The organism is Peptoniphilus harei (assembly GCF_900454685.1).
Lineage (GTDB): Bacteria > Bacillota > Clostridia > Tissierellales > Peptoniphilaceae > Peptoniphilus_A > Peptoniphilus_A harei.
Window position 1 is genome coordinate 1,613,273 of sequence record NZ_UATM01000032.1, and the last position, 15,590, is coordinate 1,628,862.

Consider the following 15,590-nt stretch of genomic DNA (forward strand, 5'->3'; position numbering starts at 1 on the left):
CACTTATTGCCATAAATTAAAATCAAATAACCTAGTTAGGTCTCTATTTATTTTTCCAATTGGAAGACCAACAATATTAAAAAAGTCACCCCTGATTTCTTCAACAAGTAAGGCTCCCTTGTCTTGTATACCGTAGGCACCAGCCTTGTCTTCATATTCTAATGTATCCAAATAATTTTCAACTTCTTCATGGCTTAAGTCATAAAATTTTACAGAAGATTTTTCATAGTCCACATACTTTATGCCTTGAGACAATTTAAAAATAGCATAAGCCGTATAAACATTGTGGACCTTACCACTTAAAGACTTAATCATTTCTCTCGCCTCATCCCTGTTCTTAGGTTTGCCCATTAGTTTTCCATCAAGTTCCACTAGGGTATCAGCAGATAAAACAATAGAGTTTTCATTTTCCTTGGCAACTTCTATACCTTTTCCAAAAGCAAGGCCCATAACAGTTGCCCAGGGAGAAAAAGTATCGTCCTTAATTTCATTTATTTCTCTTGTTATAATTTCAAAATCTATAAATTCTCCCAAAATTTCTCTTCTTCTTGGAGAATTTGACGCTAAAATAATTTTTTCCATATATACCTCTACTTAGAAATGTTTGTGTTGTCAACTATATAGATTGAAGTAAGTCCAACAAAAAAACCTGTGAAAATACCAAGAATAACCAAAATTGGAAGATAGGCTAAGATTGCTGTGGTCCTCATTATAAATGAAGCCACAAGAACCTGACCTAAATTGTGAAAAAAAGAACCAATTTCACTTATACCAATAAGTGATAAATATTTTCTCAAGAATTTGTGGGCTAAAATCATAGAAAGAGAACTCAATATAGCCCCACCCATGGAGAAAAATAAACTTGAAATTGCTCCAGTCACAAGTCCCAATAATATAGTTTTAAAAATAGCTACAAAAAAACCCTCCTTGTAGCCAATTGCAACTATAGTTACTAGGACAACAATATTGGATAATCCAAGTCTTGCTCCTGGAATAGCTACAGGTAGCGGAATCATGGACTCAAAGAGACCAAGCACAATACCAAGAGCACTTAAGAGGGATAGGTAAATTAACTTTTTATTATTTCTCATTTTATTATCATATCCAAACTCTCGTCGCTAGGCTTGTCTTCAACAATCTTAAGCATAAGTCTATTAGGTAGACAAATAATAGAATCACCTGTTAGACTAATTTTTCCCATCTTCATGCAAATCTTATCCTTGCAATCAGATTCATGCATATGAACTTCTCCATTATTTATATGAACTTCGTTCTTGCCGTACTTAGTATCTATATCAAGATCTAAATTCGTATCTTCATTTAATTCAACTTCCTTATAAATTTTTCCGTCAACAGTTATAACAAGTTTTTTAGAAGATATTTCATCTTCTTTCGGTAACTTGTTGGTGAAAAAATAAATAAGAAAAGACGAAATAATTATTAAAAAAATAACTAAAACATCAGCTTTTTTTATCTTATTCATGAATTTATTATAGCATACTTTTATTTACTAATGACTTAATAAATAAAATTTTAATTTTTATATTTAACTAATTATAATTTTTAGTAAAAAATAGTTTAAAGTCGGTGTGAAAATTTTTAATTTTTTTCGAATGGAAAAATTGATTTTAAATGATTAATAATTAAATATGAATGATCTCTTATAAAAAAAAGTGGACATTTGGTGTGGATTTTGGCATAAATAGACGGCAAAAAAACAATATTACAGGGCAATAAAAAAATCGTGTATCATCATTAACCGCATGAAATACAAATAAACGGCAATTAACGATAATACACGATAATAGAAAATGGTGCTAAAGATGGGACTTGAACCCATACGATCTTTCGACCGCCAGATTTTGAGTCTGGTGCGTCTGCCAATTCCGCCACTCTAGCAAAATAAAAAAAGAAGTGCCAGGCACTTCTAAATATTGTGGGGTGGATAGTGGGAATCGAACCCACGATCTTCAGGACCACAATCTGACGCCTTAACCAGCTAGGCCATACCCACCACGAACAATAAATATATAATAACAAATTAAAAATGTATTGTCAATAAAGATTTACAATAATTATAAGTTTTCTAATTTTTCTCTTAAATTCTTCAAGGCTCTTGCTCTGTGAGAAATTTCATTTTTTTCTTCGTGAGACATTTCTGCAAAAGTTTTGTCAAATCCATCTGGTATGAAGATACTATCATAGCCAAAACCATTGTCTCCTCTTTCAACTTCTGAAATTTTTCCCTCACAAACCCCTTCTATTGGAATTATATTCTTCTTTGAATCGATTAAGATTATTTGAGTTTTGAAATAGGCTGACCTGTCTTCTTTGTTCTTTAAGTTTGTTAAAAGTTTTTCTCTGTTTTTCTTATCATCATGCTCTGATGCATACCTTGCAGAGTGAACTCCTGGCTCACCATCAAGTGCATTTACAAAAAGTCCTGTGTCATCAGCCAGGACTGCGAGGTCAATTCTTTCTGCCATGGCACTTGCTTTTTTCAAAGCATTGTCATAAAGTGTTTCTCCATCTTCTACTACTTCAAAATCAAGTCCATCTATATCAGACTTCCCAAAGATTTCAATATCTAAGTCAGCTAAAATTTCTTTTATTTCTCTTAATTTATTTTTATTATCTGTTGATAAAACTATTTTATTCATAGACTTTGCTCCAAAATTTCAAAATATCGGAAGATTTCTCCAATTCCTCTCTTAGCTCCTTGTAAAAATTCATTTAACTCTTCAATGGAAAATGTGTCTTTTTCTCCAGTTCCTTGAATTTCTACAAGTTGAAAGTCGTCATTCATTACAATATTTAGGTCTACATCTGCATTGGAATCTTCTTTGAAGTCTAAATCAACTAGGCTTGTCCCATTAACTTTTCCTACACTAATAGCTGCAACTTTTGAGATGATTGGATCTTCTTCAAACCTCTTATTCTCTAAGGCTTTTTTAACTGCAAGTTTAAGTGCAATGTAAGAACCTGTTATTGCTGCTGTTCTAGTTCCTCCATCGGCAGATATAACATCGCAGTCTATCCAAATAGTTCTTTCTCCAATTTTATCTAAATCTATACAAGTCCTTAAGGATCTTCCAATTAATCTTGAAATTTCGCTGCTTCTTCCATCAAGTTTCCCCTTGGAAATGTCCCTAACTTTTCTAGTAGGGGTTGATCCAGGTAACATTGAATATTCACTTGATAGCCAGCCCTTATTTTTTCCTCTTAAAAATCCTGGAACCTTGTTTTCGATCATGGCACTACAAATAACTCTTGTCTTGCCACATTCTATTAAAACTGATCCATCGGGATGGTCTAAGTAATTAGGAGTGATCCTTATAGGTCTTGCTTCATCGTTCTGTCTATCTTCTCTCATAATTCCCCTTCTATTTTTCTACAAATGTGTTCATATATTCTTCTATACCATTATAGAGTCCTTGTGCTAATTTATCAATGTAGTCAGGGTCTTTAATATTTTCTAAATCATCTTCATTGGATAAAAATCCAAGTTCTGCTAAGGCAGCAACATTTTTTGTCTTATTTAAAACAATTATAGCTGGCCTATTTTTAATTCCACGATCAACTGCTCCTGTTTCTTTTATAAGAGCTTTTTGTAAGCAGGATGCGAAATCTTTTTGAACTGTATCTTTAATTCTTACGTTCTTTTCTGATGCGTAAAGAACTTCTATCCCCTTGGCACTAGAATTATCAGCACTGTTAAAGTGGATTGATAAAAATAAGTGAGCGTCTCCATCGTTAGAAACACCTGCCCTATCTAGAAGCTTAATGTATTCGTCTCTTGTTCTTGTTATTGTTGGGCTTATTTCACTATTGGCAGATAGTTTATCCATTAATCTCTCAGCAACTAATAGATTTACAGTTTTTTCATAGGTTTCTCCATCAAGAGCAACTGCTCCTGAGTCTTTTCCACCGTGACCAGGGTCAATTACAATTTTTAATTTGCCATTAACTTCTATCTTATCTTTAATTACCCTCTTTTTCTTTTCATCTGATTTATCAAGTTCAGCTTGGTCAAAAATCTTGTCCTTGTTGCCACCCTTAATTTCTTTTGTAATCTTGTTAGTTTCTCTCTTTTCCACATTTGACTCAAAATAATTGCTATCGAATATGGATTTTGAATTAGAATTCTTAGTCTTAGATGCAACTTTTTTCGTATTCTTATTCTTAGACTTATTATTCTTAGTATTCTTATTAGAATTTTCTTTCTTGTCATCTTCAACAATAGACTTAGTCTTATTTGTGCTTATCTCTGCCCTAACTTTATCGTTATTCCAATCAACATCATAACCAAAAGTTTCAGAAATAAATCTCAAAGGCACCATTGTCTTGGTTTCTTTTCTTGGGCTTGAATAAAGAGCAAGTTGTGGTGCTTGAGCATTGTCAAGGCTTATTTTTTTACCATTAACTCTTACATTAGGACTATTTATTTTCATGTCAATAACATCTCCATTAAGACTAATCTTAATTGACTTATCCCTGTTGTTCCACTTGACATCTGCTCCGAGATTTTCTGTGATTTCACGGATCGGCACAAAAGTCCTGCCCTGCTTTATGTAGGGGGAGAATTCTGTCTTTAATGTCCTATTATTTACTAGAACTCCAGCTTTCTTAACCTGAAATTGTGTCCTGCCTATGCTTACTTTAAATAAGTTGTTGGCAAATACTGGTGTAATAAGTAATGCCAAGCACAATATTGAAATTTTAATAATTTTTTTCATTTAATTCACCTAGATAAAGTTTATAGACTTTTGTAATTATTGTCAACAATGTAACCAAATTGTAATAATTTTAGACCACTTTATAAAGCTCATCAGGATCAGGATCTTTTAATATTATTTCTTTGTCCTCATACTTTACTACAGCTTCATTTTCTCCATTTATTTCTCCAATTTTTGTAACTTTAATTCCTTTAGCTTCTGCTTCTCTTTTAAAGTCATCAAAGCTTTCTTTATCAAATACCATTAACATGGACCCACTTGATATTAACTTCATGGGATTTATATCATAAAAGTCGGAGATTTTCCTAGTTACATCTAAAAGAGGGATTAAGTCATTATAAATTCTTATACCGTGACCTAAAGCTCTAGAAGTCTCCCACACTGCACCAAAAAGTCCACCTTCAGTGATGTCGTGCATGTGTTTTACATAGTATTTACCTGCAATTTTAGATTCCTTTAAAACAGAAATTTCCTTGGAAAGTGATTTTGCAAATTCATATTCTTCTTCGTTTAAAATTTCTTTTACCTGGTCTTTTTCATGGGCAATTATACTTGTGCCTTCTATGCCAAGATATTTAGAAACCACAAGTACGTCTCCTGGCTTTACACTTTTTATGTCTGGTCTTCTATCTTTATTGACTCTGCCTAGGACTGTAGTTGAAATTACAATTTTATTTACGGCATCAGTTACCTCAGTGTGTCCACCAACTATATCAACATTTAGTTCTTCTGCAGTTCTTGTTGCATCATTTACAATTTCCTTTAAGTCGTCTAGGTCGGCAGATGGCGGAATCAAAAGTGTCATTAAAACTCCCACTGGGTCTGCACATTGGCAACTCACATCATTTACAGAAATATTTATGGCAAGTGATCCTAGGTTTTTTGAAGCACCTGTTATGGGATCAGTTGAGGCTACTATTAGGTCTCCTCCAAAATCCATTACTGCATTGTCAAGACCAGTTCCTCCACCCATTATCACTTCTTTTCTATTTGAAACAAGCTTATCAAAAATATATTTTTCCAACAAGTCTGTTTTTAATTTTCCAATTTTCATCCTTTACACCTCACAAAAATTTTACACTTATTTGATTTGCATTTCAAATTTGTTAAATCCATTTTCCTTGTAAAAATTTTTGCTCACAATATCTATATCTTTAAAAGTCTTATTAAAATAATCTTCATCTTTTACTAGGCCTCTCACTACTATCCTTCCCTTGTCAAAATTGTAGGATGTTATGACCAAATTTTCATCTTCAAGTTTTTGTATTTCAGAAACTTTTTCTATAAACTTTTTATTCTTTTCTTGAAACCTATCAGATGATAAATCTATGTCCTCGCCCTCGGTTGCTTCTTGAGTTTTTATTTTTTCACTTATGATTTCATTTTCATTTTTTAGCTTCTTGTAATAAAAAAGATTTGAAATTATTAAAATTAATATAGCAAGGGGCAAAATGTAATTAATATAATTTTTATCTTTTTTTGTTTTATTCTTCTCTTTTTCTTTAGTCTTTAAAATATTAAGTTCTAAATTTTTCCCAAGATACTCATATTCTAAATTGCTATAGGACTTTAGAAGATCCTTAATAGTTTCTGAGTCTGCAATTTTTCCAAAAAGATAAATTTTATCTCCACTTGCAAATTTTTCTATTTTATTAATGTGTCTGATAAAATAATTCTTATATTTAAACAAGAAGTCTTCTTCAACTTTTTGTTCCTCTATATCGTACCTAAGATTAATTATGTTTGAGGCATTTTTCTCTTCTAGTCCATTGTCTTCAATTATTTTTTCAATGTTCTCGTCGTAAATTTTCTCATAGGATTTTACTAGATCATCCTCAATAGAAATCAATTTTATGTAAGTAGCTTGGACTTCTAGAAACTTACCATCCTTTGAGAAAGTTTGACTCTCTGGAAGTATCTCATAATTTTTAACTTCTAATTTATCTAAGATTTCTTCAATTTTTAAAATCATGTCTTTGGGAACTAGATCAATAGAAAGTTCTAGGTTATCTCCAAGAGATTTTTTCTTATAAAAAATTTTGTAATCATCAAGATTAAAATCTCCATAATCTTCCAATTCAAGATTTAAAAATCCTCTAATTTCAGACTCATCAATTTCTGGAATCTTGTAATTAATATGAATAAATTCACTTGAATCAAATATTACATAGGCTTTATCCCTCTTCTTTAAATCAAGTTTCTTAAAAATCTTTCCCATCTTATAGAAAAAATGGTGGTAATCTAAAATATTCCCATCCTTATATATCCTATAAGGCATGGGAACAGAATTTTTCTCTTCTTCACTTTTTGTCTTGTCAAAAATATTTATAAAACCGTCATTAAGCTTAATTTTTATACTTCTGTCAAACATATTTCACCTACAAATTAAGAAAATAATTATAGCCACAGTCATAAAGGGTCCAAAAGCAATGGAATCCTTGAAAGTTTTCTTCTTAAGTAAAATTAATATTAAAGATATAAGTCCTGCACTTATAAAGGAGTCCTTAAATAGGACAAAGGCCTCATATAAATTATTCGCCAAGAGCCCCATTATAAGAGAATAATAAACATCTCCTAGACCCATCATCTTTGTAACAAAATATATTAGAAAAAATATAAGACCCATTCCAAGAGAATATTTTAGAGAATTTATAAGCCCTCCAATAATAAAAACCTTATAAATAAGGACAAAAAACAATAATATTAAGAGGTCAAGGTTATAAATATAACCTGTCTTATAGTCAATGATTCCAATAAAAAATGCAATTATTAAAATAAAAATAACTATCAGGGTCTCAAGAGAAATTTTATATCTCATAAAAACTAAAAGAGCCAAAAGAGAAGTTAAGACTTCAAGATAAAAGTTTTCTCTTTCAATTTTTTCTCCACAATAAGAGCATTTCCCTCTTAAAAATATATAAGAAAAAACTGGAATCATTTCATAAAAACTTAAAGTCTTCTTGCAAGAATCACAATGACTTCTTGAGAATATAAAGTCTTCTCCCCTCTCCCTTCTCTCAACAAAAACTTTGTAAAAGGATCCAAGGGAACCGCCAAATAAAAATACTAATAAAGATATAAAAATAAAATATAAGTTAACTTTCATTATCTTTGACGAGCTTCTTGTCTTGAACTTTTATTGGACCTGGCTCTACTGTCACATCTCCATCAGCTGTTGATGTGATTTTAAAATCTTTTGCTCCATCAAGATGCTTTGCGGGTTTTGGAATCTTTCCTCCTTCAATATAGGGCTTTAAATCTTCTGCATTAATTTCACCTTTTTTATCGGGATTGTCAATGAAATATAAAATGCCTGCACTTTTTAAGACCTTGACATTGGCATTGTGAGCTGCCGCTTCTGCTGCCAAGTTAGTTGAGCTATATCTCATAGCTGCAATGGAAATTAAAATTGCAATAATTGCTATTACAATTACCAACTCAATTAAAGTAAATCCCTTGTTTCTTTTTTTGTTTTTCATATGTCCCTCCTAAAATTGATTTACCATATCAAAAATTGGTAGTGCAATTGACAGCACTATAAATCCAATTATCAATGCCATTATAATTATTAAAATTGGTCCCATTAGACCAAGGAATTTTTGGTTTCTGGAATTTAATTCTTCGTCATAATATGAAGACATTATAGAAAAAACTTCTCTTAAGCTTGAAGACTCTTCTCCAACCCTAATCATTGATAGCAAAATATTTGAAAAAACTCCAGCTTCTTGAAAACTTTTATATAGATGATCTCCTGACTTTAACCTTGCTAAAATCTCTTGATACTTTTCTTTTAAGCTTAAATTTTTTTCCATCTTAGAAATTATTTCAAGACTCCTATCTACTGTTAAACCTGACCCAAGTAAGAGATCCATGTTAAAGGATAGGTTCATGGACTTTGTCATCTTATAGTAAGAGGATTTCAATAAGAAAGAATGAAAAGTCTTGGGATGTTTTTTATGATAAATTAATGCAATCGATACCACAATTAATATTCCTAAAATTATAAATAAATAATTCTTATAAATAAAATTTGAAAATCCTAATAAAATCCTCGTTGGTAATGGAAGCAAGTTATTGTTGTCAGAAAAAATCTCCGCAAAACTTGGAATTACATTTATAATCAAAAAATTAATTATAAAGATTGAAGTCACTAAAAGAATTATAGGATAGGCCATGGCTTCAATAATTTTTGAACGAGTCTTTCTCTTTTTTATGTAGTAATCAGAAAGTTTATTAAAAATTTTTCCAAGACTTGAAGTATTTTCTCCAACATAAACCATGTTTATTACAAGACTCGGGAAGGCTCCCGTCAAATTCATGGCATCTGATAAAGAGCTCCCAGATCTTAAACTATCCCTTATATTACTTAAAATCTTTCCCTTGTCCTTTACAAACTGTGTGGATAATATTTCAAAGGCACTTTCTATATTTATTCCAGAATTTATAAAAAGAGAAAGTTGTCTAAATAAAATATAGAGATCCTCATTCTTAAATTTTTTCTTGAAGTCAAAAGAATTTGAAGACTCAATATTTTCTTCTATCTTTATGGGCCTAAGTCCCTCTCTTTTTAATTTCTCCTTAGCTTTCTTTAAGTTGTCAGCCTTAATATTTCCCTTAACCTTTTCCCTGCCCCTAAAGGCCTTGTACTTGTAAATCATAATTCACCAACAGTATGTATGTTTCTATAATACTCATCAAAAGTTGTCTCTCCACCTGCTATTAAGTTTAGAATTTCACTTGATAGGGTCTTCATTCCCTTTTCTATGGCGAGATTTTTTATATTTTTAACAGATTCTCTCCTGCTAATCATCTCTCTAATTTCAGAATCAACAATCATTATTTCAAAGACAGCCATCCTGCCAGAGTAACCTTGGTTGCACTTATGACAACCCCTTGCCCTATAGATAAATTCATTCTTTATAAGTGGGTTTGTATTTTTAATCTTTTCTTTACAATGTGGACAAAGTCTTCTTATTAATCTTTGGGAGATTACCCCAATAAGGCCTGCAGAAATTAGGTAGGGCTCTATTCCCATATCAATAAGTCTTCCTATTGAAGCAGGGGATGATTCTGTGTGAAGAGTAGATAGGACTAAGTGACCGGTGATTGAAGATGAAATTGCTATGTGAGCTGTATCTTCATTTCTTATTTCGCCAATCATAATCTTATCTGGGTCCATCCTCAAAATTGCCTTGAGACCTTTTTCAAAGCTTAGACCTGTGTTGGGATTTACTTCAATTTGATTTATACCGTCAATTTTATACTCAATTGGGTCTTCAATAGTCATGATGTTTATGTCATCATCTTGAATTTTTCTTAGAAGAGTGTATAGGGATGAAGTCTTACCGGAAGATGTTGGTCCACAAATTAGAATCAAGCCTGATGGTTGAGAAATTAATTTCATTACCTTGTCATAATTTTCTCCGACAAGTCCAATTCCTTCAGGTGTATAAGAAATTCTTTGAATGTCCAAAATCCTCAAGACAATTTTTTCGCCGCTACCAGTTGGAGTTGTGGCAACCCTTATGTCGATCTTATCTCCCTTGAAGTCAAAGGAAAATCTTCCATCTTGAGGAAGTCTCTTTTCTGAAATATCAAGTTGAGATAGAATCTTTATCCTGGTTATTAAATGAGGATAAATCTTTTCAGGCAAGTCTATTAACTTATTTAGGGCTCCATCAATCCTGATTCTCACAACTATATTGTCATGCCTTGGTTCTATGTGGATATCACTAGCATTTTTAGCAATGCTTTCTCTAAGAATATAATCAAGGGCTCTAACAGCTGGTGAGTCTTCCTTATCCTCATCTTCTAAGACGATTAAGTCCTCATACTCCTTGTTTATATCTTCTAAAAGATAATCTTTTCCATCACTATTATAGATTTCATCTAAAATTAGATTTATTTTTTCTATACTCGCTTCCTCAAAGGAAATTTCTCTTCCTAGTTTTTCGCTGAGATTGTACTTTAAAATCTCATCATTAATATGTAAAGAGTAGAAGACCACTAGGTCGCCTTCTTCTCTATGTGGAGCTATAAAATTTTTTCGACAGTAATTTTCTGTCAAAATATTTTTAAGATCAAAAGAAAAATTATTCACTTTCCTCTCTCCTGTAGTCACAAGTAGAATTACTACATTTTATTGTCTTTTTATTTCTTGAATTCATCTCTGTCAAAATGCTTCCACACTTTGGACATTTTTCATCAATTGGCTTGTTCCAGGACACAAATTCACATTTTGGATATTGGTCACAGCCGTAGAAGATTCTTCCCTTTTTAGATCTCTTAACTACAATTTCTCCATCGTCACAGTCTGGGCACTTAACTCCAATTTTTTCAACAAGAGGTTTTGTGTTCCTACATTCTGGGAAGCCTGGACATGCCAAGAACTTTCCATACCTACCCATTTTTATAACCATGTTTCTGCCACATTTGTCACAGATTTCATCAGTTACTGGATCTTCAATTTCTACTTTTTCTATATTTTCATAAGCCTTATCGAGGTCTTCTTTTAAATCACCATAGAAGGACCTAACAAGTTCCTTCCAAGGTTTTTTACCTTCAGCAATTTCATCAAGTTCAAACTCCATTTGGGCAGTGAACTTCTTGTCAACTAGGTTGTCAAAGTTATCAACTAAGATCTCATTTACTGTTTGACCAAGCTCTGTTGGGACAAATTTCTTCTCTTCAAGGACTACATAATACCTACTTTGGAGAGTAGAAATTGTTGGCGCATAGGTAGAAGGTCTTCCAACTCCCAAGGCTTCAAGCTCCTTAATGAGTGAGGCTTCGTTATATCTTGGAGGTGGATTTGTGAAGTGTTGTTCCTTCTTAATATCTTTCAATTTTAGGACTTGTCCTTCTTCAAGTGGCGGAAGTTCCTTTGCTTTCTCAAGACTATAATCGTAAACTCTTAAGAATCCGTCAAAGTCCAAAGTAGACCCAGTTACCCTAAATAATTCAAGATTAGAAACTATATCTGCTGATATTGTGTTAAAAATTGCATTTGCCATAAGTGATGCAACAAACCTCTTCCAAATTAAGGAATACAATTTAAATTGATCCTTTGAGAGAGAATCTTTTATTGAGTAAGGTGTTTTTGTAACATCAGTTGGCCTAATACATTCGTGGGCATCTTGAATGTTTTCAGTTTTCTTTGCTGGTGCCTTTGCTTTTCCTAGATAATTTTTACCATAAGACTTTTCTATAAAATTTAGGCATGCATTTTGTGCCTCTTGGGAAATCCTCACTGAGTCTGTTCTCATGTAAGTTATAAGACCTACTGAACCTTCTTTTGGAAGTTTAACACCCTCATAAAGACTTTGGGCAACCATCATGGTTTTCTTTGTGGAAAAATTAATTCTCCTAGAACTTTCTTGTTGCATTGTAGAAGTTGTGAAAGGATTTGGAGACTTTCTAGCTCTTTTTCCCTTCTTCACAGAGTCCACAGTAAACTTGTCCTTATCTACATTATTTATTACCTTGTCAGCATCCTTTTCAGTCTTAAGTTCAACTTTCTTAGCCTTATTATTTTCTTTTACACCATAATAATCAGCAAGAAGTTTCCTTCTTCCTGCCCTTAAATCAGCTTCAATAGTCCAGTACTCTTCGGGGATAAAGCTATCAATTTCCTCTTCCCTATCACAAATTAATTTTAGGACTGCTGATTGAACACGACCTGCTGATAAGCCAGACTTAACTTTCTTCCATAATAAGGGAGAAATTTTATAACCTGCAAGCCTATCAAGTTCACGTCTTGCTTGTTGAGCATCAACAAGGTTCATATCAATAGTTCTTGGGTTTTTAATTTCTCTTTTTACTGTGTCCTTAGTTATTTCATTGAAGGTAACCCTGTTTTTATCATCTTCATCCATACCTAAAATATAAGAAAGGTGCCAAGATATGGCTTCTCCTTCTCTATCGGGGTCGGTTGCAAGGAATATCTTGTCTGCTTTTTTTGCTTCAGACTTAATTTCTTTAATTAAAGGACCCTTACCATATATATTCATGTATTGTGGTTCAAAATCATTTTCTATATCTATACCAAGTTTGGACTTGGGTAGGTCCCTAACGTGTCCTACAGATGCAATAACATTGTAATTTCTGCCAAGCATCTTTTTTATTGTCTTTGCCTTAGTAGGTGACTCGACTATTACGAGATTTTTTGCCAAAATATCATCTCCTTCTTCCTAAAATTTATTTTAAAATTTGGAATTCGTTCATGGAAATTTTTTCTATAATTCCCTTAAGTTCCAATTTTGTCAGTAGCTTATTTATATAAAATACCTCATTATTTAAATTTATGCAAATATCATTTGTGTTATTTATCCCCTTTTCAATGAGATTATAGACTGCTCTTTCTTCCAAATCTAATTCAATTTCTTCTTCTTTTTCTTTTTTGTCCAAAATCCCTGGATAAAAATCTAAGATATCTTTTATCTCTATTAAGGGAATTGCTCCGTCACGAATCAGCTTATTCGTTCCTACAGAATAGATAGAAGTAATATTGCCTGGGACTGCAAAGACTTCTCTTCCTTGTTCTGCAGCTAACCTTGCAGTAATGAGGCTGCCAGACTTGTCTTTGGCCTCAACAACTACGACAGTCTTTGAAAGTCCAGAAATTATCCTGTTCCTCATGGGAAAGGTAAACTTGTTGGCCTCAGTTCCCAAGGGGAACTCACTAATGACGGCTCCCTTCTCAGAAATTTCTTCATAGAGCGCCTTGTTTGACTTTGGATAGATTACATCAATCCCTGTCCCCAAGACTGCAATTGTATTTAAATTATTTAAAAGAGCCCTCCTGTGAGACAAGGTGTCAATGCCGTAGGCCATGCCACTTACAATTGTGAAGTCATAATACCTCAAATCATCAATAATCTTATTTACAGCCATATTCCCATAAGATGAGTGGGACCTTGCCCCAACAAAGGCAATGGGATTATAAATATTTAAATTTCCTCTAACATAAAGGAGAGAAGGTGGATTTTCGATGTACCTTAGTTCATCAGGATAGTCTTCGTCGAGGATTGTCACTATGTGAACACCAATTGAGTCAATTTTCTCCCTAATCTTTTCTATTATAAGGTCAAAGTCTTTAGCTCTCTTATCTAACCTATTGGCACTTCTTTCTGAAAGTACTTTTTCTTCCAAATAATTAACCTTATAAAAATCTTCAAGGGGAATATTTTTATCGATTAGATAATCCAAAACTTTCAAAGAATTTTGACTGGAAAAATTTATTGCATTTAAAAAAATAAGTAAATCTCTTTCATCCATTGGATCCTCCTAGTTGCCCCAGAACTTCTTGTCCATAGTCCTATACTGGATACTTTCAAGTACGTGATCTTCTTTTATATTTTCACAACCATCCATGTCGGCAATGGTCCTTGCAATCTTTAAAATTTTATTGTAAGTCCTTGCACTCATTCCATATTTTTTAAAGGCAAGCTCTAAAATTTTTTCAGAATTATTGTCTAATGCACAGTATCTTTTTAATTTATTTTCAGGAATTTCAGAGTTGTATTTAAAAGTCTCATCCCTAAACCTGTCCTTTTGAAGTTCTCTAACATACTTGACCCTGTTTCTTATAGCTTCAGAAGATTCTCCAGACCTTTCGGAAGAAATATCCTTGTAATTAACTTCAGGTACCTCAAGATGGATGTCAATCCTATCCAAAAGTGGATGAGAAATTTTTGAAAGATATCTTTGGATTTCATAAGGCGAGCAAGTACACTCATGAGTCTTGGAATTATGGTAACCACAAGGACAAGGGTTTAAGGCAACAACAAGCTGGAAGTCTGCTGGATACTTAACATTTGCATTAGCACGAGATATTATTATGTCCTTAGACTCCATTGGCTGACGCAAAACTTCTAAGACTGACTTTGAGAACTCTGGTAATTCATCTAGGAACAAGACCCCCTTATGGGCAAGAGAAATTTCTCCCGGCTTTGGAATTCTTCCTCCACCTATCAATGAAACTGCTGATGCTGTGTGGTGGGGTGACCTAAAGGGTGGTTTCGTTATAAGTGAGTTGTCGTCTAAGAGTCCTGATATAGAATAAATTTTTGTAACTTCAATGGCTTCTTCAAAGTCTAGCTCTGGCAAGATTGTTGGAAATCTTTTTGCAGCCATAGTCTTTCCTGAACCTGGTGAGCCTAAAATTAAAATATTTGACTTTGCAGATGCCGAAATTTCTAGAGCCCTCTTCAAGTTTTCTTGACCTTTTATATCAGAAAAATCCATGTCATAAGAAACCTTTTCCCTTTTTAAACTTCCCATGCATCTTTCAATTTGAATCTCTCCCCTTATAAAAGACACAACTTCTTCCAAGGTCTTCACAGGATAAATTTCTACATCAGATACTATGGCACATTCCTTGCGATTTTCATAGGGAACGATAAATTTTCTGTAGCCCTTCTCCCTCATGGATATGACCATGGGAAGGGCACCCTGGATTTTATTTACCTTTCCATCAAGGGCAAGCTCCCCCATGTAGACATAGGGTGAGTAGTCCATCTCAAGGCTTTCATCACAACTTAAAAGGCTCACTGCAATAGCTAGGTCAAGTTGAGTTCCATCCTTTCTAAGATTGGCAGGAGCTAAATTTATTGTAATCCTCTTTTTTGGAAAGTCGTATCCAGAATTTTTTATTGCCGACTTTACCCTCTCTGTTGATTCTTTTACAGCTGTATCTGCAAGTCCAACTAGGATAATTTTTGGCATTCCATTTGATAAGTCTACTTCTACGTCAACTGGATATCCATTGAGTCCAGTCAAGGTACAAGTTTTTGTGCAAGAGTACATAAGACCTCCTTATCTATTTATGTAAATTACTTTTATTTTCTTAATTAT

At 33.0% G+C, this 15,590-nt stretch carries 15 protein-coding genes and 2 tRNA genes; all 17 read right to left on the bottom strand.

Annotation, left to right across the window (positions count from 1 at the left end; genetic code table 11):
• Positions 1-3: 3 nt before the first annotated feature.
• On the bottom strand, positions 4-582 hold the full coding sequence (locus DRZ96_RS09010) for a Maf family protein (protein WP_112890392.1): 579 nt from the start codon (positions 580-582) through the stop codon (positions 4-6).
• Between the two features lie 8 nt (positions 583-590).
• On the bottom strand, positions 591-1,091 hold the full coding sequence (locus DRZ96_RS09015) for a Gx transporter family protein (RefSeq protein WP_112890393.1): 501 nt from the start codon (positions 1,089-1,091) through the stop codon (positions 591-593).
• Positions 1,088-1,483, bottom strand: coding sequence for a NusG domain II-containing protein (locus DRZ96_RS09020; protein ID WP_172605477.1), 396 nt, complete (start codon positions 1,481-1,483; stop codon positions 1,088-1,090). Before DRZ96_RS09020 ends, DRZ96_RS09015 begins: the two co-directional genes overlap by 4 nt.
• 329 nt (positions 1,484-1,812) lie before the next feature.
• Positions 1,813-1,899: transfer RNA gene (locus DRZ96_RS09025), tRNA-Leu, on the bottom strand.
• A 38-nt stretch (positions 1,900-1,937) separates the two neighbouring features.
• Positions 1,938-2,014: transfer RNA gene (locus DRZ96_RS09030), tRNA-His, on the bottom strand.
• A gap of 61 nt (positions 2,015-2,075) precedes the next feature.
• On the bottom strand, positions 2,076-2,660 hold the full coding sequence (gene rdgB / locus DRZ96_RS09035; protein ID WP_112890394.1) for an RdgB/HAM1 family non-canonical purine NTP pyrophosphatase: 585 nt from the start codon (positions 2,658-2,660) through the stop codon (positions 2,076-2,078).
• Positions 2,657-3,373 carry a ribonuclease PH gene (gene rph, locus DRZ96_RS09040; protein ID WP_112890395.1) on the bottom strand — a complete coding sequence of 239 codons (717 nt, stop codon included), beginning with the start codon at positions 3,371-3,373 and terminating at the stop codon, positions 2,657-2,659. The genes rdgB and rph overlap by 4 nt, the downstream gene beginning before the upstream one ends.
• A 10-nt stretch (positions 3,374-3,383) precedes the next feature.
• Positions 3,384-4,736: an N-acetylmuramoyl-L-alanine amidase gene (locus DRZ96_RS09045; protein ID WP_112890396.1), complete on the bottom strand. Its 1,353-nt coding sequence runs from the start codon at positions 4,734-4,736 to the stop codon at positions 3,384-3,386.
• Positions 4,737-4,806: 70 nt separating this feature from the next.
• On the bottom strand, positions 4,807-5,790 hold the full coding sequence (locus DRZ96_RS09050; RefSeq protein WP_112890397.1) for an AIR synthase family protein: 984 nt from the start codon (positions 5,788-5,790) through the stop codon (positions 4,807-4,809).
• A 27-nt stretch (positions 5,791-5,817) separates the two neighbouring features.
• Entirely contained in the window at positions 5,818-7,107 is a 1,290-nt protein-coding gene (locus tag DRZ96_RS09055) for a type IV pilus biogenesis protein PilM (RefSeq protein WP_112890398.1), read from the bottom strand.
• 3 nt (positions 7,108-7,110) lie between these two features.
• Positions 7,111-7,842: a prepilin peptidase gene (locus DRZ96_RS09060; RefSeq protein ID WP_112890399.1), complete on the bottom strand. Its 732-nt coding sequence runs from the start codon at positions 7,840-7,842 to the stop codon at positions 7,111-7,113.
• Positions 7,832-8,215 (bottom strand): prepilin-type N-terminal cleavage/methylation domain-containing protein, encoded by a 384-nt coding sequence (locus DRZ96_RS09065; protein WP_112890400.1) that lies wholly within the window; start codon positions 8,213-8,215, stop codon positions 7,832-7,834. Before DRZ96_RS09065 ends, DRZ96_RS09060 begins: the two co-directional genes overlap by 11 nt.
• 9 nt (positions 8,216-8,224) lie before the next feature.
• On the bottom strand, positions 8,225-9,394 hold the full coding sequence (locus DRZ96_RS09070; protein ID WP_112890401.1) for a type II secretion system F family protein: 1,170 nt from the start codon (positions 9,392-9,394) through the stop codon (positions 8,225-8,227).
• Positions 9,391-10,836, bottom strand: a complete 1,446-nt coding sequence (locus DRZ96_RS09075; protein WP_112890402.1) for a GspE/PulE family protein — start codon at positions 10,834-10,836, stop codon at positions 9,391-9,393. The genes DRZ96_RS09070 and DRZ96_RS09075 overlap by 4 nt, the downstream gene beginning before the upstream one ends.
• Positions 10,829-12,907 carry a type I DNA topoisomerase gene (topA, locus tag DRZ96_RS09080; RefSeq protein ID WP_112890403.1) on the bottom strand — a complete coding sequence of 693 codons (2,079 nt, stop codon included), beginning with the start codon at positions 12,905-12,907 and terminating at the stop codon, positions 10,829-10,831. The genes DRZ96_RS09075 and topA overlap by 8 nt, the downstream gene beginning before the upstream one ends.
• A 25-nt stretch (positions 12,908-12,932) precedes the next feature.
• Positions 12,933-14,012, bottom strand: coding sequence for a DNA-processing protein DprA (gene dprA / locus DRZ96_RS09085; protein ID WP_112890404.1), 1,080 nt, complete (start codon positions 14,010-14,012; stop codon positions 12,933-12,935).
• A gap of 9 nt (positions 14,013-14,021) precedes the next feature.
• On the bottom strand, positions 14,022-15,542 hold the full coding sequence (locus DRZ96_RS09090) for a YifB family Mg chelatase-like AAA ATPase (RefSeq protein ID WP_112890405.1): 1,521 nt from the start codon (positions 15,540-15,542) through the stop codon (positions 14,022-14,024).
• Positions 15,543-15,590: the final 48 nt, after the last annotated feature.

What these genes read in the sequence shown, in the direction of transcription:
- DRZ96_RS09010 (WP_112890392.1), bottom strand. Translation starts at nt 582, where the DNA reads ATGGAAAAAATTATTTTAGCGTCAAATTCTCCAAGAAGAAGAGAAATT.
- DRZ96_RS09015 (WP_112890393.1), bottom strand. Translation starts at nt 1,091, where the DNA reads ATGAGAAATAATAAAAAGTTAATTTACCTATCCCTCTTAAGTGCTCTT.
- DRZ96_RS09020 (WP_172605477.1), bottom strand. Translation starts at nt 1,483, where the DNA reads ATGAATAAGATAAAAAAAGCTGATGTTTTAGTTATTTTTTTAATAATT.
- rdgB (WP_112890394.1), bottom strand. Translation starts at nt 2,660, where the DNA reads ATGAATAAAATAGTTTTATCAACAGATAATAAAAATAAATTAAGAGAA.
- rph (WP_112890395.1), bottom strand. Translation starts at nt 3,373, where the DNA reads ATGAGAGAAGATAGACAGAACGATGAAGCAAGACCTATAAGGATCACT.
- DRZ96_RS09045 (WP_112890396.1), bottom strand. Translation starts at nt 4,736, where the DNA reads ATGAAAAAAATTATTAAAATTTCAATATTGTGCTTGGCATTACTTATT.
- DRZ96_RS09050 (WP_112890397.1), bottom strand. Translation starts at nt 5,790, where the DNA reads ATGAAAATTGGAAAATTAAAAACAGACTTGTTGGAAAAATATATTTTT.
- DRZ96_RS09055 (WP_112890398.1), bottom strand. Translation starts at nt 7,107, where the DNA reads ATGTTTGACAGAAGTATAAAAATTAAGCTTAATGACGGTTTTATAAAT.
- DRZ96_RS09060 (WP_112890399.1), bottom strand. Translation starts at nt 7,842, where the DNA reads ATGAAAGTTAACTTATATTTTATTTTTATATCTTTATTAGTATTTTTA.
- DRZ96_RS09065 (WP_112890400.1), bottom strand. Translation starts at nt 8,215, where the DNA reads ATGAAAAACAAAAAAAGAAACAAGGGATTTACTTTAATTGAGTTGGTA.
- DRZ96_RS09070 (WP_112890401.1), bottom strand. Translation starts at nt 9,394, where the DNA reads ATGATTTACAAGTACAAGGCCTTTAGGGGCAGGGAAAAGGTTAAGGGA.
- dprA (WP_112890404.1), bottom strand. Translation starts at nt 14,012, where the DNA reads ATGGATGAAAGAGATTTACTTATTTTTTTAAATGCAATAAATTTTTCC.
- DRZ96_RS09090 (WP_112890405.1), bottom strand. Translation starts at nt 15,542, where the DNA reads ATGTACTCTTGCACAAAAACTTGTACCTTGACTGGACTCAATGGATAT.